This window comes from Lonsdalea britannica (genome assembly GCF_002111595.1).
GTDB classification, from domain to species: Bacteria; Pseudomonadota; Gammaproteobacteria; order Enterobacterales; family Enterobacteriaceae; genus Lonsdalea; species Lonsdalea britannica.
In genome coordinates, this window is the sequence record NZ_LUTN01000009.1 from 14,080 (window position 1) to 36,556 (window position 22,477).

General features: G+C 56.9%; 19 protein-coding genes. 13 read left to right on the forward strand and 6 right to left on the reverse strand.

Translation table 11 applies throughout. The features are described from left to right. Positions 1-224 precede the first annotated feature (224 nt). The 3 genes from AU509_RS09080 (at position 225) to AU509_RS09090 (ending at position 4,121) form a co-directional block, all read left to right on the forward strand. Positions 225-1,736, forward strand: coding sequence for a sugar ABC transporter ATP-binding protein (locus tag AU509_RS09080; protein WP_094118177.1), 1,512 nt, complete (start codon positions 225-227; stop codon positions 1,734-1,736). Then, positions 1,733-2,728, forward strand: coding sequence for an ABC transporter permease (locus tag AU509_RS09085; RefSeq protein WP_085652276.1), 996 nt, complete (start codon positions 1,733-1,735; stop codon positions 2,726-2,728). The genes AU509_RS09080 and AU509_RS09085 overlap by 4 nt, the downstream gene beginning before the upstream one ends. Positions 2,729-2,930: 202 nt before the next feature. Next, positions 2,931-4,121, forward strand: a complete 1,191-nt coding sequence (locus AU509_RS09090) for a sugar transporter (protein WP_094118178.1) — start codon at positions 2,931-2,933, stop codon at positions 4,119-4,121. Between the two features lie 226 nt (positions 4,122-4,347). On the opposite strand, the gene AU509_RS09095 is transcribed toward AU509_RS09090, so the two are convergent. Next, a complete protein-coding gene (locus AU509_RS09095) occupies positions 4,348-5,820 on the reverse strand; it encodes an amino acid permease (RefSeq protein ID WP_094118179.1) in 1,473 nt (490 codons plus the stop codon). A 183-nt stretch (positions 5,821-6,003) separates the two neighbouring features. Next, positions 6,004-6,888, reverse strand: coding sequence for a DNA-binding transcriptional regulator YeiE (gene yieE, locus AU509_RS09100; protein WP_085652273.1), 885 nt, complete (start codon positions 6,886-6,888; stop codon positions 6,004-6,006). Between the two features lie 111 nt (positions 6,889-6,999). Between yieE and AU509_RS09105 the strand changes: the two genes are divergently transcribed. Both AU509_RS09105 and nfo read left to right on the forward strand, forming a co-directional pair. Next, positions 7,000-8,079: a YeiH family protein gene (locus tag AU509_RS09105; protein WP_094118180.1), complete on the forward strand. Its 1,080-nt coding sequence runs from the start codon at positions 7,000-7,002 to the stop codon at positions 8,077-8,079. A 113-nt stretch (positions 8,080-8,192) separates the two neighbouring features. Then, on the forward strand, positions 8,193-9,044 hold the full coding sequence (gene nfo / locus AU509_RS09110; RefSeq protein ID WP_094118181.1) for a deoxyribonuclease IV: 852 nt from the start codon (positions 8,193-8,195) through the stop codon (positions 9,042-9,044). Positions 9,045-9,191: 147 nt separating this feature from the next. Here the strand turns inward: nfo and fruA are convergent, their stop codons facing one another. Genes fruA through fruB form a run of 3 tightly spaced genes read right to left on the reverse strand, consistent with a single transcriptional unit; the run spans position 9,192 to position 12,986 of the window. After that, a complete protein-coding gene (gene fruA / locus AU509_RS09115; protein ID WP_094118182.1) occupies positions 9,192-10,904 on the reverse strand; it encodes a PTS fructose transporter subunit IIBC in 1,713 nt (570 codons plus the stop codon). Between the two features lie 16 nt (positions 10,905-10,920). Next, positions 10,921-11,859 carry a 1-phosphofructokinase gene (fruK, locus tag AU509_RS09120; RefSeq protein WP_085652922.1) on the reverse strand — a complete coding sequence of 313 codons (939 nt, stop codon included), beginning with the start codon at positions 11,857-11,859 and terminating at the stop codon, positions 10,921-10,923. Next, positions 11,856-12,986 carry a fused PTS fructose transporter subunit IIA/HPr protein gene (fruB, locus tag AU509_RS09125; protein ID WP_085652921.1) on the reverse strand — a complete coding sequence of 377 codons (1,131 nt, stop codon included), beginning with the start codon at positions 12,984-12,986 and terminating at the stop codon, positions 11,856-11,858. Before fruB ends, fruK begins: the two co-directional genes overlap by 4 nt. A gap of 325 nt (positions 12,987-13,311) precedes the next feature. Here fruB and AU509_RS09130 point away from each other — a divergent pair, with 325 nt between their 5' ends. After that, positions 13,312-14,493: a sugar efflux transporter gene (locus tag AU509_RS09130; protein WP_085652920.1), complete on the forward strand. Its 1,182-nt coding sequence runs from the start codon at positions 13,312-13,314 to the stop codon at positions 14,491-14,493. Between the two features lie 14 nt (positions 14,494-14,507). On the opposite strand, the gene AU509_RS09135 is transcribed toward AU509_RS09130, so the two are convergent. Next, entirely contained in the window at positions 14,508-14,762 is a 255-nt protein-coding gene (locus AU509_RS09135) for a YkgJ family cysteine cluster protein (protein ID WP_085652919.1), read from the reverse strand. 187 nt (positions 14,763-14,949) lie between these two features. Here AU509_RS09135 and yeiP point away from each other — a divergent pair, with 187 nt between their 5' ends. The 7 genes from yeiP to AU509_RS09170 all read left to right on the forward strand — a co-directional run bounded on the left by yeiP (position 14,950) and on the right by AU509_RS09170 (position 22,476). Next, a complete protein-coding gene (gene yeiP, locus AU509_RS09140) occupies positions 14,950-15,522 on the forward strand; it encodes an elongation factor P-like protein YeiP (RefSeq protein WP_026740510.1) in 573 nt (190 codons plus the stop codon). 67 nt (positions 15,523-15,589) lie between these two features. Beyond that, positions 15,590-16,579, forward strand: coding sequence for a CobW family GTP-binding protein (locus tag AU509_RS09145; RefSeq protein WP_094118183.1), 990 nt, complete (start codon positions 15,590-15,592; stop codon positions 16,577-16,579). 35 nt (positions 16,580-16,614) lie between these two features. Next, a complete protein-coding gene (locus AU509_RS09150) occupies positions 16,615-17,331 on the forward strand; it encodes a phosphatase PAP2 family protein (RefSeq protein ID WP_085652917.1) in 717 nt (238 codons plus the stop codon). 411 nt (positions 17,332-17,742) lie between these two features. Beyond that, positions 17,743-18,321 (forward strand): bifunctional murein DD-endopeptidase/murein LD-carboxypeptidase, encoded by a 579-nt coding sequence (mepS, locus tag AU509_RS09155; RefSeq protein WP_085652916.1) that lies wholly within the window; start codon positions 17,743-17,745, stop codon positions 18,319-18,321. 232 nt (positions 18,322-18,553) lie between these two features. Beyond that, positions 18,554-20,362 (forward strand): extracellular solute-binding protein, encoded by a 1,809-nt coding sequence (locus AU509_RS09160; protein ID WP_085652915.1) that lies wholly within the window; start codon positions 18,554-18,556, stop codon positions 20,360-20,362. Between the two features lie 9 nt (positions 20,363-20,371). Continuing rightward, the gene (locus AU509_RS09165; RefSeq protein WP_085652914.1) at positions 20,372-21,454 is read left to right on the forward strand and encodes a microcin C ABC transporter permease YejB; all 1,083 of its coding nucleotides are present in this window, start codon (positions 20,372-20,374) and stop codon (positions 21,452-21,454) included. Further along, positions 21,451-22,476, forward strand: a complete 1,026-nt coding sequence (locus tag AU509_RS09170) for an ABC transporter permease (RefSeq protein WP_085652913.1) — start codon at positions 21,451-21,453, stop codon at positions 22,474-22,476. The genes AU509_RS09165 and AU509_RS09170 overlap by 4 nt, the downstream gene beginning before the upstream one ends. Position 22,477: the final 1 nt, after the last annotated feature.

A 22,477-nucleotide genomic window follows, 5' to 3' on the forward strand; every position in this document is an offset into this window, starting at 1 on the left:
CGGCTGGGGCGGTCGCCCCGATTGCGGTTTTGTCATCAGACCGTCAACGCATCTTAAAATCATCAGGCCCTATTCTTAATCACTTTTTTGCTTAAGTTATGCTTTTTCATTTTCAAACGCCGCGCGAATCCCCTGTATTCAGCATTCTTTATCTCAAAAAAGTGTGTTAATTTTCAGCCGGCTAACGCCACTATCCCTTACCGCCGAGACGAGTTGCCGTAGTTATGTCCATTGCCCACCGTTCACGCTTGGAAATGCGCGACATTTCCATCTCCTTCGCCGGCTTCCCGGCGTTAAAACAGGTGCAGTTTGCCCTGGAGGGCGGTTCTATTCACGCTCTGACGGGCGCTAACGGCGCCGGAAAATCCACCCTGATGGCGATTTTGTCAGGGTCTCACGACCGCTACACCGGCGATATTCTGCTGGACGGCGAAGCCATTTCTATCCACTCCCCGCGTGATGCCAAACGTTACGGCATTCATCTGGTGCAGCAGGAAGTCGACGCGGCGCTGGTGCCCACGCTGTCGGTCGCCGAAAACATCATGCTGGATACGCTGGCGCAAAATGGCCACGGTCTGAACTGGCCGTACATCCGCCGTCAGGCCACGGCGCTGCTCGACCAACTGGGAATTACCCTCAACGTGCGTCGCCGTATGGAACACTGCACGCTGGCGGAAAAACAGCAGGTGTTACTGGCGCGCGCGCTGTCCCATGACTGCCGTTTTCTCATCCTCGACGAGCCGACGGCCCCGCTGGATCAGGAAGAAAGCGAACGCCTCTTTGCCGTCGTACGCCGCCTGCAGGCGGAAGGCATTGGGATCGTGTTTATTTCGCACCGCATTCACGAACTGAAAGCGATTTGCGACACGCTGACCGTGCTTCGCGACGGCCAATTCGTCAGCCGCACATCGATGCAGGGACTGAGCAGCGAACAAATCGTTGAAAATATGCTCGGTCATCAGTTAACCGATATCTTCCCTCCCCGCTCACGGGTATCGCATGAAGAGACGCTGTTGCGCGTTGAGGGCCTGCACGACGACACCCTGCTGCGGGATATCTCACTGACGCTGCGCAAAGGGGAAATTCTGGGTATCGCCGGTCTGGCGGGCGCCGGAAAGACGGAGCTGTGCAAGGCGCTGTTTGGCGCAAGCCGCAGCCGCCTTCACGCGGGAGAATATCGGGCTAAGCCCTGGAAACCGCGCTCCCCTGCCGACAGCGTCGCCGCTGGGATCGCGCTGGTGCCGGAAGAGCGCCGTAAAGAGGGGATATTCATTGATGACACCGTATCCATGAATCTGAGTATCGCCGCCAGCGACAGCTTCTCCCGCTGGGGCGTGTTTAGTGGACGTCAGGCCGCCGCCTGGGCAAAAAAGTTGATCCAGCAACTGAACATCCGCACTCGTGGGCCGCAACAGACCATTCGCCGGTTATCCGGCGGAAATCAGCAAAAGGTCGCCATCGGCAAATGGATGCGCAGCGATATGCAGGTGCTGATTTTCGACGAACCGACCAAGGGCGTGGATATCAAGGCCAAACAGGATTTATTTGGATTGATGGGAGAACTGTCTCAACAAGGGAAAGGGATTATTTACGCCTCAGGTGAATTCTCCGAACTGGTGGGACTGTGCGATCGCATCTGCGTGCTGTGGGATGGCCGTATCGTAGCGGAACTGGACGCCGCGACGACGGACGAAGAAACTCTTTTATTGTATTCAACCGGAGGAACTCCTGCGTGAGTCAGCCACATTCATCTAACGGGGCTCTCCCTGTCATTCATCGTCTGTTCGATTTTCTGTACAAATGGGGCATGCTGCTGACCGTTGTCGCGCTGGTAGTGCTGTTTGGACTGGCCTCCGATAATTTCCTCGACCCGTACAACATCATCAACATCCTGCGGTCCATCGCCATTGTGACGGTGATCGCCATCGGCGTGTCGCTGTCGCTGTCCGTCGGCGGCTTCGACCTGTCCGTCGGCTCCACGGCATCGCTGGCTAACGCATTGGTGGTTTCGCTGTTCGTCTGGTATGGCTTCGGCACGACGGGCGCCATTTTGCTGACGCTGGCGCTCTGCATGCTGGTGGGATTATTTAACGCCTTCCTGATCGTGATTTTGCGTATTCCTGACATGTTGGCGACACTGGCGAGCCTGTTTGTGATCCAGGGCGTGGCGATGACCTACAGCTACGGGGGCTCCATCACTCAAAACATGGTCTTACCCAGCGGCGAAATGGCCGAAGGTCTGATCCCAGAGTTTTTCTCCACCCTCGGACAGGTGCCGACTATTGTCGTGATCATGCTGGTGGTCACCGTGGTCGTACAGCTGTATCTCTCCCTGACCCAACACGGACGCCGCATGTACGCCATCGGCGGTAACCCTGAAGCCGCGCGCCTGGCGGGCATTCGCACTGCGCGTTACCGGGTGATGGCCTACGTATTCTCCTCGCTGCTGGCCGCGCTGGGCGGTATCTTGCTGGCATCGCGCATCGGTTCTTCTCAGGTTAATGCCGGTGGCGGCTACCTGATGGATGCCGTGGCCGCTGCCTATATCGGCTTCTCGCTGGCCGGCTCCGGTAAACCTAACGCGCTGGGCACGCTGGTGGGAGCCGTACTGCTGGGTGTTTTGCAGAATGGTCTGGTCATGCTGTCCGTTCCTTATTACGCGATGGACATCATTAAAGGCCTGGTGCTCGCCGCCGCGCTGGCGATGACCTACTTCCAAAAACGCTAAACATGTTCACCGGCGTCTCAACGGCATGTGCCGATTGATACGCCGGTCACAGAGCCAGTTATTGCACAAACCGGTTAAATTCTCGTTATAAAGCACACATTTCGCTTAAAAAAGTTCATACAAAATTGTGATCTACATCGTATTCCTTTACCTCTTTGTCTAAAATAAGCGCGTCCGCCCTTATTAATTTCGAGAAATATTTATGGAATCCGCCGCACCATCACGCTCCACAGCCTGGATGCGTGTCATTACGCTATCTGTCGCAGCGTTTATTTTTAACACCACCGAATTCATTCCAGTCGGACTTCTCAGCGGCATTGCGCAGAGTTTTGCCATGAAGACAGAAGAAGTCGGGCTGATGATTACTATCTACGCCTGGATTGTGACCCTGGCGTCCTTGATTTGCATGCTGCTGACCAGCGGCATCGAGCGGCGTAAGCTGCTGATCGGCGTGTTTTGCCTGTTTATCGCCAGCCACGTGCTGTCGGCAATGGCCTGGAACTTCACCGTGCTGGTGATCTCCCGCGCCGGGGTCGCGCTGGCCCACTCGGTATTCTGGTCGATCACCGCGTCGCTGGCGATCCGTATGGCGCCGCCGGGGAAACGCGCGGCAGCGCTGAGTATGCTCGCCACGGGTACGGCACTGGCGATGGTGCTGGGTCTGCCGATGGGGCGTGTCGTCGGTCAGCTGCTGGGCTGGCGCATGACCTTCATGGTGATTGCGGTCGGCGCAACGATTTCGCTGATCCTACTGGCGCGCCTGCTGCCGCGCTTGCCGAGCGAACATTCCGGATCGCTGGCGAGCGTGCCTATGCTGTTCAAACGCCCGGAGCTGGTGACGGTGTATGTGCTGATCGTGATTCTGGTCACCGCGCACTTCACAGCTTACAGCTATATCGAGCCGTTTATACAGAACGTGGCCGGTCAGTCCGAGAACTTCACGACGCTGATCCTGCTCCTGTTCGGAGCGGCGGGGATCCTCGGCAGCGTGCTGTACAGCCGCTACAGCGACAAACACCCGACCGGTTTTCTGCTCAGCGCCATCGGATTGCTGGTGCTGTCGCTGGTGCTGCTGCTGCCTGCCGCGGGCTACGAGTCAAGCATGATCATCCTGTGCATGGTGTGGGGCATGGCGGTCATGGGTATCGGTTTGGCCATGCAGACCAACGTCCTGAGCCTGGCACCGGACGCCAGCGACATCGCGATGTCTATCTTCTCGGGCCTATATAACCTGGGTATCGGCGCTGGCGCCCTGCTCGGCAGCAAAGTGAGCCTGTATTTAGGCATGAGCACGATTGGGTATGTGGCGGCGCCGTTGGCGGTGCTGCCGTTGGCGTGGATTCTGTACGCTTACTACCGTCGTACGCGGCCGGAAAGTCATCCCGCCGTCTGATACGCTGACCTGCATCCCCTCCGGCTCCCTCGCGGGCCGGAGTTTCTCGCTCCCCCGCATGCTCTGCCCTCTCCGTTGACTGCCTTCTTCCATAGCTCGTGTACCACACTCTCATCGTGCAGCGCCCTGCCATCTTCGCCTGTTCCATCACCATACGACGTCCATAAAAAAGGCCGGTCAACACGAAGCGTGCGACCGGCCTTTTCATTGGCTTATCTAAGCGGGATTATTTGCCCTGTGGAAACACCATATCGGCGTATTTCACAAAGCGCGTACGTTTCACCAGCTTGTACGTAAACCAAATCGTCAGGAACAGCGGAATACCAATGTAGGTCGCCGCCACGCCGTACCAGTCAATCTGATCCGCCAAAAATGCTTGGTAGTTCTGACCCAACGTGATAATCAGACACAGCACAAACGCGAAGATCGGTCCCATTGGGAAGAAACTGGACAGGTACGGCAGCGCCGTCAAATCCCCGCCCTGCTTAACGTACCCACGGCGGAACCGATAGTGGCTGATGGCGATGCCAAGCCACGCAATAAAACCGGTCATTCCCGAGGTATTCAGCAGCCACAGGTAAACCGTCTGATTGCCGAACATGGAGGTCAGGAAGCACAGCGCGGCCACAACGGTCGTCGCATACAGCGCGTTGCGCGGCACACCGCCGCGGGACAGTCGGCCGAAAATCGCCGGTGCTTTCCCTTCTCTCGCCAACGTGAACAGCATACGGGTTGAGGCGTACATGCCAGAGTTCCCCGCCGACAGCACCGCCGTCAGTATTACGGCGTTCATTATCGCCGCCGCAGACAGCAGACCGGCGTTCTGGAAGACCAGCGTGAATGGGCTGACGCTGATGTCTTTGACATCGGTGCGCAGCAGGTTCGGATCGGTGTAAGGAATAATCAGGCTGATAATCAGGATCGCGAACACATAGAACAGCAGGATACGCCAGAACACCTGACGGATGGCGCGAGGAATATTCTTCTCTGGATCTTTGGACTCACCGGCGGCAATCCCAATCAGTTCTGTTCCCTGGAAGGAAAAACCCGCGATCATCGCAACACCGATCATCGCCGAGAATCCGCCAGCAAACGGCGCATCGCCAATTTGCCAGTTATGCAGGCCCGCGTTTTCGCCGCCTTTCAGGATCCCGGTGATCATCAGCATGCCCACCGCGATAAACACCAGTACGGTAATGACTTTGATGATGGAGAACCAGTATTCCGCTTCGCCAAAACCTTTTACGGAGATGTAATTCAGCAGGAAGATCACGGTCAGGAACAGGGCGCTCCAAATCCAGCCAGGGAAGTCAGGGTACCAATACCCCATGACCAGCTGTGCTGCGACGAGTTCGACGGCGATGGTCACCGCCCAGTTGTACCAGTAGTTCCACCCCAACGCGAAGCCAAATCCTTCATCCACATAGTTTGCGCCATAGGTTGAGAAAGAACCGGAGACCGGCATAAAGGCCGCCAGCTCACCGAGGCTGGTCATCAGGAAGTAGACCATCAAACCAATGAGCACATAAGACAGCAACGCACCGCCCGGTCCGGCCTGCGCGACGGAGGCCCCGGAGGCCACAAAGAGTCCTGTGCCGATCGAGCCGCCAATGGCGATCATCGTCAAATGCCGTGCTTTGAGTTCACGGCGTAGCGTTCTGCCCCCTTGCGATGGGGTCTGAGTATCGTGTTGAGCCATCTTGATTCCGCTTGGCCGATAAATTTGAGGCCGGATTGTAACAAATACCCCCCGGCTGGGTAGCTGGAATCGCCAATCATAAGAGAGGTTAATAACCCGCCCCAGATTATTAGGAGCAGCCATCCATGCCGCACGAGGGGAATCATTAGCCGCTCAGTAATTCCAGAGGGGAATAATGACGGTTTAGGCTTCACAGACCGGCTGGCGACAGTACTCCAGAAAGCGGCACAGCACATTGGACAGATGCTTTTGACGGTGGTGGACCAGATAGAGCGTGCGATTGAGGTTTTGCAGCGGCACCTGAAGCTCCACCAGCGCGCCGGACGCCAGCTGATCGGCAATCACATGTCGAGACAGACAGCTGATCCCCATGCCGTAACGCACCGCGTGCTTGATGGCCTCTGAGTTCCCCAGCTCCATCATCAGCTGGAAATGCGGCAACCTGTCCAGCAGCAGATGATCCAGCACTTCACGCGTCCCCGAGCCCTGTTCGCGCAGGATCCACGGCGCATTCGCCAGCGCCTCTAAAGACACCGGCCCCTGCCCGGCCAACGCGCTGTCTGCGGCACAGAACACGACCAGCTCATCCTCTACCCAGGCCTGCGTTATCAGGTCCGGATGATGACAAGGTCCTTCGATCAATCCGAGGTCGACGCTGAACTGCGACACCGCATTGACCACGTCCTGCGTGTTACCGACCTGCAACTCCAGCGGTGTATCGGGGGAGTCGTGGCGATAGCGCGCGATAATTGCGGGCATCAAATAATTGCCGATGGTACTGCTGGCATAGATGCGTAAGGCGCCGACGTCGCGGCGAAACAGCTGTTCAATCTCCGAAGACTGTTCCAGCAACGCTAATGCCTTGGGAAACAGTAAACGTCCGTGCTCATTAACCACCAGCCGCTTGCCGACGCGGTCAAAAAGCTGTACGCCCAGATGGCCTTCCAGGTCGGACAACGCCGCGCTAACGGCGGATTGAGAGAGCGCCAGCGCGACGGAAGCCTGCGTCGTCGACCCCGTTTTCAGTACTTCGGTAAACACTTCCAGCTGACGTAGGGTGATATGCATAGTGAGCTCTTATCGTTAATACTCATAGGTTATAAATATATAATCAATTTCTATTTTAAGCACGTCGCGCATAGGCTGTGCCCCAAGAGAGACCGTCACAAGGTGCATGCTATGTCGATATTCCTGGCCCGGCTTCGGGCTATTCCCGCCACGTTCACCTTCAGGCCGCTGCTGCCGGGCATACTCGCTATAGGCTTACTCACGCTGGCCGTTCTGTGGCTGGCTAATGTCCCCACGGTAATGCGTTGGGGGCTGGGCTCACTGACGTTGGCTATTCTGCTCGGCATGGTGCTGGGCAACACGATCTATCCGTGGGTGCAGGATGCGAGCGACCCCGGCGTGCAGTGGGCAAAGCATCATCTGTTACGTCTTGGGATCGTGCTCTATGGATTCAAGCTCAGCTTCGTGCAGATTACCGCCATCGGCCCTCGCGGACTGATAATCGACGTCCTCACATTAACCTCTACGGTGCTCCTGGCCTGCTGGCTGGGCCGCCGCTGGTTCAAGCTGGATGAACAAACGGTATGGCTCATCGGCGCAGGCAGCAGCATCTGCGGCGCGGCGGCGGTGCTGGCGACCGCGCCGGTGTTAAAAGCCTCTGCCGATAAAGTCGCCGTCGCGGTATCCACCGTGGTGATATTCGGCACGACGGCCATGTTTCTTTACCCCTGGATCTACGCACACCTCCAATACAGCCACGCCGCCCTGTTTACCGCGCAGACGTTCGGCGTCTACCTCGGGTCGACGCTGCATGAGGTTGCGCAGGTGGTCGCGGCGGGTCATGCTATTAATAACGAAGCAGAAAGTATGGCGGTCATCGCCAAAATGCTGCGCGTGATGATGCTGGCGCCCTTCCTGTTCCTGCTCGGCCTGTGGCTAAAGCGGCAGCGTGCCACCGATGCCGGAGTGGGAGAAACCGCGCCGATGATGTTTCCCTGGTTCGCCCTCGTGTTTATCGTGGTGGCGGGGTTTAATTCGCTCGCTTTGCTACCTACTGACTGGGTTGACATGCTGGTCAAGCTGGACGGGGTGCTGCTGACAATGGCGATGGCCGCGCTAGGGATCGCCACTCGCGTTCAGATGCTCAGACAGGCGGGCTTCAAACCGGTATTGTTGGCCCTGCTGCTGTTTATCTGGCTGATGATCGGCGGCGGCGCCATCAATCTGGGCGTGATGCATCTGTTTTCCTGATTCGGACACGCCGGACTTGCCGTCCCCGGTGCCGATAATGTCATAATGCGCTCGCCAGGCGACGCCCCGCGGTTTCCATCCCGTCGGGGCGTTCCGACATAAAGGAGAAAAGAATGAAATACGTAGGTGCTCACGTCAGCGCAGCAGGCGGCGTTGATCAGGCCGTCATCCGCGCACACGAGATCGAAGCGACGGCATTTGCGCTGTTTACCAAAAACCAGCGCCAATGGCGTGCCGCGCCGCTAACCCCGGACGTGATCGACCGCTTCAAATCCGCCTGTGAGCAGTATCACTATTCGCCCGCGCAGATCCTGCCGCACGACAGCTATCTGATAAACCTGGGCCATCCGGTGGAAGAGGCGCTGGAAAAGTCCCGTGCCGCTTTCATTGACGAACTGAGCCGCTGTCAGGAACTGGGGCTGACGCTGCTGAACTTTCACCCCGGCAGCCATTTGCAGCAGATTGATGAAAGCCGCTGTCTCTCGCGCATCGCCGAGTCCATCAATCTGGCGCTGGATGCCACCGAAGGCGTCACGGCGGTGATTGAGAATACAGCGGGACAAGGCAGCAACCTCGGTTTCCGCTTCGAGCATTTGGCCGAAATCATCGATCAGGTGGAAGACAAGAGCCGAGTCGGATTTTGCATTGATACCTGCCACGCCTTTGCCGGGGGTTATGACCTGCGGACCGAAGACGATTGCCAACGCACCTTTGAAGAACTGGAAAAGATTGTCGGCTTCCGTTATCTGCGCGGCATGCACCTCAACGATGCGAAAAGCGAATTTAATAGTCGTGTCGACCGCCATCATAGCTTGGGTGAAGGCAACATCGGCAAAACGGTGTTCAGCTACATCATGCGCGATCCCCGCTTCGACGGGATTCCTCTGATACTGGAAACGGTGAATCCCGATATCTGGCCGGACGAAATCGCGTGGCTGAAATCTCAGCAACGCGTTGAAGGCTAAAAAACCCCCTCACCGTCGCCGGATGATTCTCCCAGCGCCTGAATCCGTCACGCTGACGGGGAATGTCATTCACCTTCTCCCAATAAAAAACGCCAGTCCGAAGACTGGCGTTCATCATTAATACTCTTGTTAGCACTTAGGCATCGCTTAGAGATGTTCGCTCGGCACCGGAGCCGCCGCTGTCGGTTCCGGCCGTTTCAGCAGGGCATACAGCACGCCGCTGACTACCGTACCCGCGATGATCGCCAGCAGGTAACCGATAACCGGAGTGATCGCACCCGGAATCAACAACACGAACAGACCGCCGTGCGGCGCCATCAGTTTAGCGCCGACCGCCATGGACAACGCGCCGGTCAATGCGCCACCGATAATGCAGCACGGCAGGACGCGCATCGGGTCACGCGCCGCGTAAGGAATTGCGCCTTCTGAAATGAAGCACATCCCCAGCACCAGCGCAGCCTTGCCGCCTTCGCGTTCCGGCGGAGTGAATTTCTTACCGGCCAACAGCGTCGCCAGCCCCATCGCCAGCGGCGGCACCATCCCGCCGGCCATGACGGCCGCCATCGGTGCGTAAACCTGGCTGCTGAGCAACGTCGTCCCGAAGACGTAGGCCACCTTGTTCACCGGCCCGCCCATATCCGTACACATCATGCCGCCTAATACCGCGCCGAGAATCACCGCGTTGGCCGTTCCCATTGACTGCAGCCAAGAGGTCAGCCCGGTCAGGATTTTGGCCACCGGCGTACCCACCACATAAATCATGATCAGACCGGTAATCAGCGTCGCGATCAGCGGAATAATCAGTATGGGCTTCAGCGCGGTGAGGCTTTGCGGCAGCTTGACGTGATTATTGATGGCGCGAGCCAGATAACCTGCCAGGAAACCTGCGATGATCCCGCCGATAAATCCTGCGCCGGTACTCACCGCCAGCATCCCGCCGACCAGACCCGGCGTCAGGCCCGGGCGGTCCGCGATGGAAAAGGCGATATAACCGGCCAACACCGGCACCATCAGCGCGAAGGCGGAACCTCCCCCGATCTTCATCAGCGCCGCGGCCAGCGTCCCTTCCTGCTTGAACGCCTCGATGCCGAACACGAACGAAAGCGCGATACACAGCCCTCCGGCCACCACCATCGGCAGCATGTAAGACACCCCGGTCAGCAGATGGCTGTATGGCCCGGTTCCGCCTTTTTTACCGCCGGAAGCTGGCGCGCTGGACTGCCCAGACGGCTGGTAAACGGTAGCCTCCGCCAGCGCTTTATCCAGCTCCTGCGCGGTTTTTTTCAGCGCCAGACCGGTTGAGGTGCGGTACATTTTCTTCCCAGCGAATTTGCTGAGGTCGACTTCGATATCGGCGGCGACGATCACCACATCCGCCTGTTCAACCTCTTCGGGCGTGATAGGGTTGCCCGCGCCGACAGAGCCGCGCGTTTCCACTTTGACCCACCAGCCGCGCTTCTTCGCTTCCGTTTCGATGGCTTCCGCCGCCATGAAGGTGTGAGCGACGCCGGTCGGGCATGCAGTGACGGCGACAACGCGAGTTAAGCCAGTCGACGCCGCGGAAGATGATGCTTTCGCCGCTGCCGCTGCGCTCGCCTGATAAGGCGTGGCTTCCGACTTGGCTTTTTCCAGCAACGCATCCGGCTGACTCAGCGCTTCGCCGACATCAGCGAAAAACGCGTTTTTTCCGTTCAGCGTACTGTCTGCCTGTTGACCACCAAACACGATGACCAGCTCAGCCTCGGCAGGCTGCTCCGTCAGCGTGAGTCCCGCTTTCGGCGCTGCGGCGCCAAGCTGGTTTTGCACTAATCTGCTTTTGACTCTTCCTAACGATTTATCGAATATCAGCAGCGTTTTCATTGTGCTTCTCCTGCTGTTAATTGAAAGGTTTCAAATCAACGCGGGCCATCATCGCAGCAAGCTGCGGCCGGTCCGTTACGCCAACGTTGCTCTGGCTGACCGCCAGTGCCGCCACCGCCGTCGCCAGACGCAGCGTATGCTCGCTGGATTCGCGCATCAGAAGGCCATAAATCAGGCCGCCGACCATGGAGTCGCCCGCGCCGACGGTGCTGATCACATCGCAGGCCGGCGGCTTGGCCAGCCAGGCGCCGGAAGCGTTGACCCACAGCGCGCCTTCCGCGCCCAGAGAAATGACGACGTGAGCAATCCCCTGTTCACGCAGCGCGTGCGCGGCATCAACGACGTCCTCCAGCGTCGGCAACTTGCGGCCCGCCCAGATTTCAAGCTCGCGACGGTTAGGTTTGACCAACCACGGAGATGCTTTCAGACCGGCAACCAGCGCTTCGCGGCTGCTGTCGAAAATAATGCACGGACATTGGCTGCGCAGGCGAGTCATCCAGTCGGTGAAAGCGTCGGGGTCGACGCCAGCCGGCAGGCTACCGCTGACCGCCACCATGTCGAACTGGCCCAGCCAGCTCAGCGAATCATTCACGAAGCGTTGCCAATCCTGCGGCGTCACTTCAAAGCCCGAGAAGTTCAGGTCGGTCACATCACCGTCCTGCTCCGTCAGCTTGACGTTGATACGCGTGCGGCCGTTGACGACCTGAAAACGGTTGGCGATCCCCAGCTCGCTGAACAGCTGCTGAAATCCATCCTGGTTATCTTTCCCCAGGAATCCGCCTACCGTCACATCAATGCCCAAGTCTTTCAGAACCTTGGCGACGTTAATCCCTTTACCCGCCGCGTGCAGCCCTGCGGTTTGGACCAAGTTGACTTCCCCACGTTCGACCTGCGGGCAGTATCCCACTAAATCGTAAGCCGGATTCAGCGTAATGGTCGCGACTCTCCTGCTCATGCTCCCTCCCCTAATCCGGATGCAATAGCTTCACCAATGGCTTTCAGCGCGGCTTCAGCGTCGCTGCCATTGGCCGTAAAACGTAGACGATGGCCGGACTTCACGCCCAGCGCCACCACTTTCATCAGGCTGCGGCCGTTAGCCGGTTTGCCCGTTCCGTCGAGGTTGGCGACGGTGATTTCACTCGTAAACTGTTTGACGACGTTGACTAGCATGGCGCCGGGACGTGCATGCAGACCGTGTTCGTTACGAATAACGAACTCCGCCACCAGCGCGTTGCTTTCTTCCGCGGCTTCGCTGGACAACAGAGTCAGCAGCGTTGGCGCATCGGCGCTGAGAAGGCTGTCGGATTTCCCCGCACTCAGCAGCTTGCTCAGGTAATCAATCGGCGCATTAACCTGATCGTCGACGGCAGAAACCGTTAGCAGCATCGCCACTTTTTCGTCATCGGAAACAAAAGGCTCCAGCGGACGGCTGACCGCCAGCGCGCTAATCAGGTTGCCTTCCTGACTGTCGCTGATCCAAATACCGTGGCCCAAATGCAGCGGCTTGCTGGCCACCACATCGCTGACGAAGCGAGCGTCGACGGCGCCAATCTGCTGCAGTTTGCCCGCGTTCAGCGCCTGCAGCGTGATCAGGTTATCCGTCGCCACGTTCAGGGAAATCAGCGAGGCGTCGAAGCGAAACTCCGCGGCCTGTTGTTCGCCCATCAGCAAACTGCGCAACTCTTCCGTCGACGTGGTTGTCGCCAAACGTTCGGCTACGCTGTCATCGCTTAACACATGCGTCAGCTGACGCAGCAGCGCCAGATGTTCGTCAGAACGTGCCGCGATCCCCAAAACCACATAGGCGGTTTGGTTGTCTCCCCAGGCGATCCCTTTAGGAAACTGAAACACCTGAATGCCCGTTTTGCGGACCAGATCGCGTGTATCCGTCGTTCCATGTGGTATGGCGATACCGTTTCCCAGATAAGTAGAGGTTTGCAGTTCACGCTGTAGCATTCCTTCAACATACCCTTCGCTGACGCAACCGGCTTCAGTCAACGCGGCGGCCACTTGTCTGATGGCCTCCTGCTTGTCGCCGGCGGTCGCCCCTATATGAATATCTTGCTGTGACAACTGGAACATAGCTCTTCTCTCCTGCCAAACTTGAATCGTTTCAGCTTTTATGGGAAAAAAATGGCCGAGTGATCAAAATCGTTTCATAAAACACGCAACTGAAACGTTTCAAAAATACTGCGTCTTTCCCAATATCTATGCAAGCATTGTCCATAAAACTCAGTGTGATTCTTAGAGGTCACGCACATTTTCGCATCAACAAGGTTATAGTTCAGATTCAGCGCGATGCCAGCTGAAAGCGTGCTGAAGAAAAAGGAATGAAACGGTTTCCCCTTTCACATCCCGCAGGCGTAGAATACGCCGCTCTGTTTATTTTTCACTCTGCCAGACCATCATGCATACATCCGCCAGTACGCCGCGAAGACTACCCGACATCACCGCGTCAGCTTTTTTGCTTATCGCGTTTCTCTCCGGTATCGCCGGAGCCTTACAGCTCCCGACGTTGAGTCTGTTCCTCTCCACGGAAGTCCATGCACGTCCGGTGCTGGTGGGACTGTTCTATACCGGCAATGCGGTTATCGGCATTGTCGTCAGCCAACTGCTGGCCAGTTACTCCGACAATCGCGGCGACCGCAAACGGCTGATCGTGGCCTGCTGCCTGTTTGGCGCGCTGGCTTGCCTGCTGTTCGCCTGGAATAGGAACTATGCGGTACTGCTGTTGGTGGGCGTATTGCTCTCCAGCTTCGGGTCCACAGCTAACCCCCAACTGTTCGCGCTGGCGCGTGAATACGCCGACCGTTCCGGGCGCGAGGCCGCGATGTTCAGCTCCGTGATGCGCGCGCAGATTTCATTGTCCTGGGTCGTTGGGCCGCCCATCGCCTTTGCGTTAGCGCTGGGATTGGGTTTCCCGGCGATGTACATGGCCGCCACCGGCGTGTTCTTGCTGTGCGGTCTGCTGGTTGGGCTGCTGTTGCCGTCGATGCCAAAGCATCCCCGGGTGAAAACCGCCGAAACAGTGGCTTCGCCGCGCCGTAATCGTCGCGACACGCTGCTGCTCTGCGCCGCCTGTACGCTGATGTGGACCTGTAACGGCATCTACCTCATCAATATGCCGCTTTATCTAGTGCAAGAGCTGAAGCTGGAAGAAAAGCTGGCGGGCGTGATGATGGGCACGGCGGCCGGACTGGAGATTCCAGCGATGCTGATTTCGGGTTATCTCGCCCGACGTCTTGGCAAGCGCTACTTGATGCGGCTGGCTATCGCCGCCGGACTGCTGTTCTATCTCGGATTGTGTCTGCTGGACTCCGCGTGGGCGTTGCTAGCCTTGCAACTGCTGAACGCCGTATTTATCGGTATTCTGGCTGGCATAGGTATGCTGTATTTTCAGGATCTGATGCCGGGTCAGGCGGGCGCGGCCACGACGCTCTTTTCGAATACATCTCGCGTTGGTTGGATTATTTCCGGCTCGCTGGGCGGACTCGTAGCGGAGGTCTGGAGCTATCATGCGGGATTCATCTTTGCGCTCGGCCTGAGTCTGGCGGCAGGCTACTGCATGTGGCGCATTAAAGATGCCTGATTTATGACACCCTTTCAGGGCGCGGTCTCATTCTCCAGCTGAATCAGGTAGATAAGTGCCTCATCACGGTGTTGACCGCACATATCTCGCTGAGGCTGTAGGCTTGCACACACGGCAGGCCGTAACGGCGAATGGAAAATGCCGCAGCGCATTCGCTCGTCCAAGTGGATACACGGCGTATTGGCGGGTTTTCCCTCAGGCATGCCGGGAATCGGACTCGATATAGAAGGTGCAATGCAGCAAGCGCCGCAGTCGGGACGACAGTCCATCACGAAGTTCCTGTGGGCGATGAGGTGCGGGATGACAAAGGCGGACCATATCAGCCCTCATCGGCAAAGACTACCGCTTTTCCGCGCGTTGACGCCGCCTGACGTAAATCCTGCTTGCCTGAATCCGGCCGCGCGAGTAACTTGTCGCCACAAAAATTTATCTCACCCTTCACAAGGTACGTCTTCCATGGCAAGAGCTAACGAAATCAAACGCGGTATGGCCGTCAACTACAACGGCAAGCTGCTGCTGGTCAAAGATATCGATATTCAGAGTCCGAGCGCCCGTGGCGCCAGCACGCTGTACAAAATGCGTTTTTCCGATGTGCGTACCGGACTTAAAGTCGAAGAGCGCTTTAAAGGCGATGATATCCTCGACACCATCACCCTTTCTCGCCGTCAGGTGACCTTCTCTTATATCGATGGCGACGAATATGTCTTTATGGATGATGAGGACTACACGCCGTACAACTTCAAAAAAGAGCAGATCGAAGATGAGCTGCTGTTTATTCCTGAAGGCGGCATGCCGGGTATTCAGGTTCTGACGATGGATGGGCAGATTCTGGCGCTGGAACTGCCTCAGACGGTCGATCTGGAAATTGTCGACACCGCGCCCGGCATCAAAGGCGCTTCTGCCAGCGCACGCAACAAACCCGCCACGCTGAACACCGGTCTGGTGATTCAGGTGCCGGAATACCTCAGCGCCGGTGAAAAAATTCGTATCCATATCCCGGAGCGCCGTTATATGGGCCGCGCCGAATAACACGCGTCGTCTCGACGTCCGGGGTATGCCGGGCGTCTTGTTTCACTGATTTCTGCGGGAGATGCCTGTGTTAACCCAAGTCAATGTGATTACCGGTTTCCTCGGCAGCGGCAAAACCACCACTCTGCTTCACCTGTTGTCTCAGAAACCGGCAGATGAAGTCTGGGCCGTGCTGGTCAACGAATTCGGCGAGATCGGTATCGACGGCGCGTTTCTGGCCGACCGCGGGGCCGTGCTGAAAGAGATCCCCGGCGGCTGTCTGTGTTGCGTCAACGGTTTACCGATGCAGGTCGGGCTGAACATGCTGCTTCAGCAGAAAAAACCGCATCGTCTGCTGATCGAACCTACTGGACTCGGGCACCCTAAACAAATTCTGTCGTTGCTGCGTTCCGCGACCTATGAACCCTGGCTGACCGTGCAGGCAACGCTGTGCGTATTGGATGCGCGTCAGCTGGCGGAGCCGCGCTATACGGAAAACGAAAACTTTCGCGACCAGCTGGCGGCGGCGGATGTGATCATCGCCAACAAACAGGATACCTACGATGATGACGATCGCGCCGCGTTAAGTCGCTGGTATGACGACGCTGGACAAGCGCGCAGGCTCATCTCTGTAAGTCAGGGCCACATCGATGCCGCGCTGTTGTCGCTGCCGGGAGAACGTGGCGCCGACTTGCCGTCTGCCCGTCACCATCATCATGATGAACCGCCGCGTCACGGACTGGCGGCACTCAGTCTGGACGGACAGACCACCTGGAGACGTGCGCTCAATCACGGACAGGGATATCATTCCTGTGGCTGGATATTCGATGCGGGGTCGGTGTTTGACACGCCGAGGCTGCTGGACTGGGTACGTTTGTCGCCCGTGAGCCGTATTAAAGGGGTACTGCGTATTCCGGAAGGGACGCTGGTGGTCAACCGTCAGGGGAATGATCTTCATATCGAAACGCGTTCCGCACCGCCGCCGGATAGTCGTATAGAGATTATCAACGAGACCGAAGCAGAGTGGAATTCGCTACAGCGCACACTGTTACAAGCCCGTTTAACCACCATGCAGTAATTTATTTTTAATTCTTAAGTTAATGAGCAGTTCCTATGTCTAAACGAAATATTCCTATGATCCTCTTATTCAACGCGATCGGCATTGCGTTGTTTCTTTCCTGGTATTTACCGGCCAATCACGGCTTCTGGTTTGCCATTGATGAATCTATTTTCTTTTATTTTAATCAGCACCTGTCAACCAACCATGCATTCCTCATGCTGGTAGCGATGACCAACAACCGCGCATTTGACGGCTGCTCGCTGCTGGCGATGGGCGCGCTCTATCTGAGCTTTTATTTCAAAGCCGCGCCTGTCGAGCGCCGTCGCCTGCTGATCCTGGGGATCGTCATGCTGATTACCGCCGTGGGGCTGAACCAGCTCGGCCATTTGCTGCCGGTGCAACATGCCAGCCCTTCGCTGTTCTTTGAAAACATCAACCGCGTCGGCGAACTGACCGGCATCCCGACCAAAGACGCCTCTCGCGACAGTTTCCCGGGCGACCACGGCATGATGCTGATGATCTTCACCGCCTTTATGCTGCGCTATTTCGGCGTAAAAGCCTTTTTGATCGGCGTACTAATTACCGTCGTCTTTTCGCTGCCGCGAGTCATGATTGGCGCGCACTGGTTTACGGATATTGCCGTCGGCTCGCTGTCCGTCGTTCTGGTGGGATTAAGCTGGTGGCTGATGACGCCAGCCAGCGATGCCCTGCTCAATGCTCTGAACCGCCGAATTCCCGGTAAATATCGTCCGACCGACGCCTCGCACTAATGTTTCACCGCAGCCAGATATTCTCTCTTTTGGCTGCGGTTCTCCCTTCTTTCCCTCAGTTTTTAGTCTGTAAAAACAGTGTTCTGCTATCATTATTCCGTTCCGCAGTGATTTATATCCGTTCTCTGTAAAATTTCATCACGAATTCATATAAATAAAAGGAGGGAAAGTACTCGCAATATTTTTTTCATTCCGGTAGTCTCGACAAAATCTGTTATTTATGAACGATTGTCCGCCACGCGCGAAACGCTATAGACAGAACGTACCGCTATAGAAAAAGTGCTGCTCGGCACGGTTTGGCGATCCGGTTGTTGTCCCTAAGTAACGATTCCTAAGTCTTCATTTCGTTTGGCATATACAGCATATAGCGATCATTTCGTTCGCTAAGGACACGAAGGGAATATAACAACAATGGTCAAATCTCAACCGATGCTGAGATACATCTGGCGGGCCGTGCCTGCCGTCGCGGTGGCAATTATGCTCACCGCCTGCAGCAGCAATCACAGTAATACAGCATTAAATTCTCAGACTGATAGGCGTGTGGTTAATGGTGATCCTTCACTACAAGCCTCTCAGGCTGAATTCGAAGCGATGGTCCAGAACGTAGAAGTCAAAACCAAGTTGCTGGACCAGTACGCAAGTTGGAAAGGCGTTCGTTACCGCTTAGGCGGTCAGACCAAGAAAGGCATTGACTGCTCCGCCTTTGTTCAGCGCACCTTCCGCGAACAATTCGGCATGGACCTCCCCCGCTCAAGCTACGAGCAACAGGAAGTCGGTCAGAAAATCCAACGCAATAAACTACGCCCTGGCGATTTGGTCCTATTCCGCGCCGGTTCGACAGGACGCCACGTCGGGATCTATCTCGGCGGCCAGCAATTTGTCCATGCGTCAACCAGCAGCGGCGTCACCATCTCCAATCTGGACGAAACCTACTGGAAACACCGTTATCAGGAAGGGCGTCGGGTACTCGCGCAGGGTCCGCATAGCTGATCCTCTTTATTCCCTGTCATGCCGACCAAACGAAATCCGAAACGCCGCCGAGTTATCGCGGCGTTTTTTATTGGTGCATACGTAGACGCCTGCTAATACGGCGGGAATACGTTAAAATGCCTTTTCGTGCCTGTACTTAGCGCTTCCGATTTTTTATATGACCATGCAACGCGCCACAATGATTCGTTGGCCAGCATGACTTGGTCGACGTTATTCAGGAGTCAGTTGCCCGATGTTTAAATCCGTCGTTTCCACTTTGCTGTTTATTGCGTCCTCCCTGCTGGCGCAAGCTGAGACGCTGCAACAGCCTTTTGCTTTCACGATGTTGGACGCCCCGAAGTACGATAAAAACTTCACGCATTTCGGCTATGCCAATCCAGACGCCCCAAAAGGCGGACACATCACCCTCAGCGCCTTAGGTTCGTTCGATAACTTTAACCGCTTTGCCTCAAGAGGGCTGCCCGCGGTCAGAACGGAAGCCCTTTATGATTCGCTCTACGTCAATTCCGATGATGAGTCCGGCAGTTACTACCCGTTGATCGCCACCGGAGCACGCTACGATAGCGGCTATCGCTGGCTGGAAGTCGACCTGAACCCTCGCGCCCGCTTTCACGATGGATCGCCGGTCACCGCCTCAGACGTCGCTTTCACCTTTAATACCTTTATGACGCAGGGCGTATCGCAGTTCCGCGTGTACTACAAAGGCTCGACCGCCCGCGCGCTCAACCCGCATACCGTGCGGTTCGACTTCGGCGCGCCGGATAAAGATAAAATGATCGGGCTACTGACCCTGCCCGTGATCCCGGAAGCCTACTGGCAACATCACAAGTTTAACGAACCGCAGACACGACCACCTCTGTCTGGCGGACCTTACCGGATCTCCGACTATCATATCGGTCAATACGTGGTTTATTCCCGCGTGCAGGACTACTGGGCCGCCGATCTGCCGGTGAACAAGGGGCTGTATAATTTTGATACGATCCGCTACGACTACTATCTGGATGAAAGCGTGGCGCTGGAAGCCTTTAAAGCCGGGGCTTTCGATATGTCTATCGAAAGCTCGCCTAAACAGTGGACGACGTTGTATCAGGGCGGCAATTTTTCACGCGGTTACATCGTCAAGAAAGACGAGCTGAACACGGCGGCACAGTCGACGCGCTGGCTGGTCTTCAACACAACGCGCCCCCTGTTTCAGGATCGGCGAGTACGTCAGGCCCTGACGCTGGCGTTCGATTTCAACTGGATGAACAAAGCGCTGTTTTTCAACAGCTATCAGCGCGCCAATAGCCTGTTTCAAAACACGGAGTACGCGGCGACGGGCCTTCCCAGCGCCAGCGAGCTGCAATGGCTGATGCCGTTAAAAGATCGCATACCCGCGGAAGTCTTTGGTCCCGCTTACCGTCCGCCTGAATCCGACGGCAACGGTTACGATCGAGCGCATCTGCTGCAAGCGCTCGACCTGCTGAAGCAGGCGGGCTGGGAGCTGAAAAACAACGCGCTGGTCAACCAGCAGACCGGCCGCCCCTTTCGGTTTGAGCTGTTGATCTCCAACGCCGGTAACGCTCAGTTCGTGCTGCCGTTTCAGCACAGCCTGAAACGACTGGGCATCGAGATGACGGTGCGTATGGTGGATGTGCCGCAGTTCAACAACCGTCTGCGCAAGCGGGATTTCGATATGCTGTCGCGGCCCTATGTCACCGAGCCTTATCCCAGCGCTAATCTGGCGATGAGCTGGAGCAGCCAGTATCTCGACTCCAGCTACAACTCCCCCGGCGTGCAAGATCCCGCCATCGATCACCTGATTGAGGAGATTACCCGCCATCAGGGCGATAAGTCGGCGTTGCTGCCGCTCGGGCGCGCGCTAGATCGGGTCGTGACCTGGCAACAGTTCATGATCCCCATGTGGTTTAGCAATCACGACCGCTTTGCCTACTGGAACAAGTTCGGTATCCCCGCCGTGCGTCCGACGTACGCACTGGGATTTGACAGCTGGTGGTACGACGCGGATAAAGCCGCCACCCTCCCGGCCGAACGGCAATAAGGATTGGATATGGGAACTTACCTGTTACGACGCCTGCTTTTCGTGATCCCCACCCTGTGGGCGATCATCACCCTCAATTTCTTTATCGTTCAAATCGCGCCGGGCGGACCGGTCGATCAGGCCATCGCGGCAATTGAGATGGGGCAGATGAGCGGCTATGGCAGCGGCGGCGGTCATGCCGCCGGACCGGGCGGCAAACCCTCGGTGGAGAATACCTATCGCGGCGGTCGGGGACTGGACCCAGAAGTGATACAGGAAATCACCCAACGTTACGGCTTCGATAAACCGCTGCACGAACGCTATTTCAAGATGCTGTGGGACTATGTGCGTTTCGATTTCGGCGATAGTCTGTTTCGCGGCGAGTCGGTGATCGGCCTTATCAAGGATCGCATGCCGGTGTCCATCTCGCTGGGGCTGTGGAGCACGCTGATTATCTATCTCGTCTCGATACCGCTGGGTATTAAAAAGGCGGTTCGCGACGGTTCGAGCTTTGATACCTGGAGCAGCACGCTGATCGTGGTCGGTTACGCCATCCCCGCATTTTTGTTCGCTATCCTGCTAATCGTGCTGTTTGCGGGCGGCAGCTATCTGGACTGGTTCCCGCTGCGGGGGTTGGTCTCCAGCCACTTCGATACCTTGCCCTGGTACGGCAAGATCACCGACTACCTGTGGCATATCACGCTGCCGGTGTTGGCTCTGGTCATCGGCGGCTTCGCCACGCTGACGATGCTGACCAAAAATGCCTTTCTGGATGAGATCCGCAAGCAATACGTCGTCACCGCTCGCGCCAAAGGATTAAATGAGAAAAGCATTCTGTACCGTCATGTGTTCCGTAACGCCATGCTGCTGGTCATCGCCGGTTTCCCCGCCACCTTTATCAGCATGTTCTTTACCGGTTCGCTGCTGATCGAGGTCATGTTCTCGCTCAACGGGCTGGGGCTGTTAGGCTACGATGCCACGCTGCAGCGCGACTACCCGGTCATGTTCGGCACGCTGTATATCTTCACGCTCGTCGGCTTGCTGCTGAATATCATCAGCGACATGACCTACACGCTGGTCGATCCGCGTATTGATTTTGAGGAGCGCCAATGAGCCGACTCAGCCCTCCTAACCAGGCCCGTTGGGCCCGCTTCCGACACAATCGCCGGGGTTACTGGTCACTGTGGATATTCTTGATCTTCTTCATCGTCACGCTGTTTTCGGAGTTGATCGCCAACGATAAGCCGCTATTGGTGCGCTATGACGGTCAGTTTTATGTGCCGTTTATGGCCAACTACAGTGAAACCACCTTCGGCGGGCAGTTCGCCACGACGGCCGACTACCGCGATCCGTATCTGGTCAAACGACTGGAAGATCACGGCTGGGCCCTGTGGCCTCCGGTGCGTTATCACTACGACACCATCAATTACGCCACGACCACAGCATTTCCCTCGCCGCCATCCAGGGACAATCTGCTCGGCACCGACAGTCAGGGGAAGGACGTGTTGGCGCAGGTGCTGTATGGCTTTCGTCTGTCGCTTCTGTTCGGCCTGTCGCTCACCCTGTTATCCTCCGTTATCGGCATTGTCGTCGGTGCAACGCAGGGCTACTACGGCGGCCGACTCGACCTTTGGGGGCAACGCTTTATCGAAGTCTGGTCAGGCATGCCGACGCTGTTTTTAATTATTTTACTCTCCAGCGTGCTGCAACCGACGTTCTGGTGGCTGCTGGCGATTACCGTCCTATTCGGCTGGATGACGCTGGTCGGCGTGGTGCGAGCGGAATTCCTGCGCACCCGCAACTTCGACTACATCCGGGCGGCTCAGGCCATGGGCGTCAGCGACATCAGGATTATCTTCCGCTGTATGCTGCCCAACGCGATGGTGGCGACGCTTACCTACCTGCCGTTTATCCTCTGCGGTTCCATCATCACGCTGACGTCGCTGGACTTTCTGGGCTTCGGCCTGCCGATGGGCTCGCCCTCGCTGGGCGGACTGCTGCTCGAAGGCAAAAATAATCTACAGGCGCCGTGGCTGGGGATCACCATCTTTATGGTGATGGCGATCGTCCTGTCACTCCTTATCTTTATCGGCGAAGCAGTGCGCGACGCCTTCGACCCGAGCAAGGTGTATTGAT

What these genes read in the sequence shown, in the direction of transcription:
- AU509_RS09160 (WP_085652915.1), top strand. Translation starts at nt 18,554, where the DNA reads ATGTTTAAATCCGTCGTTTCCACTTTGCTGTTTATTGCGTCCTCCCTG.
- fruB (WP_085652921.1), bottom strand. Translation starts at nt 12,986, where the DNA reads ATGTTCCAGTTGTCACAGCAAGATATTCATATAGGGGCGACCGCCGGC.
- AU509_RS09165 (WP_085652914.1), top strand. Translation starts at nt 20,372, where the DNA reads ATGGGAACTTACCTGTTACGACGCCTGCTTTTCGTGATCCCCACCCTG.
- AU509_RS09090 (WP_094118178.1), top strand. Translation starts at nt 2,931, where the DNA reads ATGGAATCCGCCGCACCATCACGCTCCACAGCCTGGATGCGTGTCATT.
- fruK (WP_085652922.1), bottom strand. Translation starts at nt 11,859, where the DNA reads ATGAGCAGGAGAGTCGCGACCATTACGCTGAATCCGGCTTACGATTTA.
- fruA (WP_094118182.1), bottom strand. Translation starts at nt 10,904, where the DNA reads ATGAAAACGCTGCTGATATTCGATAAATCGTTAGGAAGAGTCAAAAGC.
- AU509_RS09150 (WP_085652917.1), top strand. Translation starts at nt 16,615, where the DNA reads ATGTCTAAACGAAATATTCCTATGATCCTCTTATTCAACGCGATCGGC.
- AU509_RS09105 (WP_094118180.1), top strand. Translation starts at nt 7,000, where the DNA reads ATGTCGATATTCCTGGCCCGGCTTCGGGCTATTCCCGCCACGTTCACC.
- yeiP (WP_026740510.1), top strand. Translation starts at nt 14,950, where the DNA reads ATGGCAAGAGCTAACGAAATCAAACGCGGTATGGCCGTCAACTACAAC.
- AU509_RS09130 (WP_085652920.1), top strand. Translation starts at nt 13,312, where the DNA reads ATGCATACATCCGCCAGTACGCCGCGAAGACTACCCGACATCACCGCG.
- mepS (WP_085652916.1), top strand. Translation starts at nt 17,743, where the DNA reads ATGGTCAAATCTCAACCGATGCTGAGATACATCTGGCGGGCCGTGCCT.
- AU509_RS09170 (WP_085652913.1), top strand. Translation starts at nt 21,451, where the DNA reads ATGAGCCGACTCAGCCCTCCTAACCAGGCCCGTTGGGCCCGCTTCCGA.
- AU509_RS09135 (WP_085652919.1), bottom strand. Translation starts at nt 14,762, where the DNA reads ATGGACTGTCGTCCCGACTGCGGCGCTTGCTGCATTGCACCTTCTATA.
- yieE (WP_085652273.1), bottom strand. Translation starts at nt 6,888, where the DNA reads ATGCATATCACCCTACGTCAGCTGGAAGTGTTTACCGAAGTACTGAAA.
- nfo (WP_094118181.1), top strand. Translation starts at nt 8,193, where the DNA reads ATGAAATACGTAGGTGCTCACGTCAGCGCAGCAGGCGGCGTTGATCAG.
- AU509_RS09080 (WP_094118177.1), top strand. Translation starts at nt 225, where the DNA reads ATGTCCATTGCCCACCGTTCACGCTTGGAAATGCGCGACATTTCCATC.
- AU509_RS09095 (WP_094118179.1), bottom strand. Translation starts at nt 5,820, where the DNA reads ATGGCTCAACACGATACTCAGACCCCATCGCAAGGGGGCAGAACGCTA.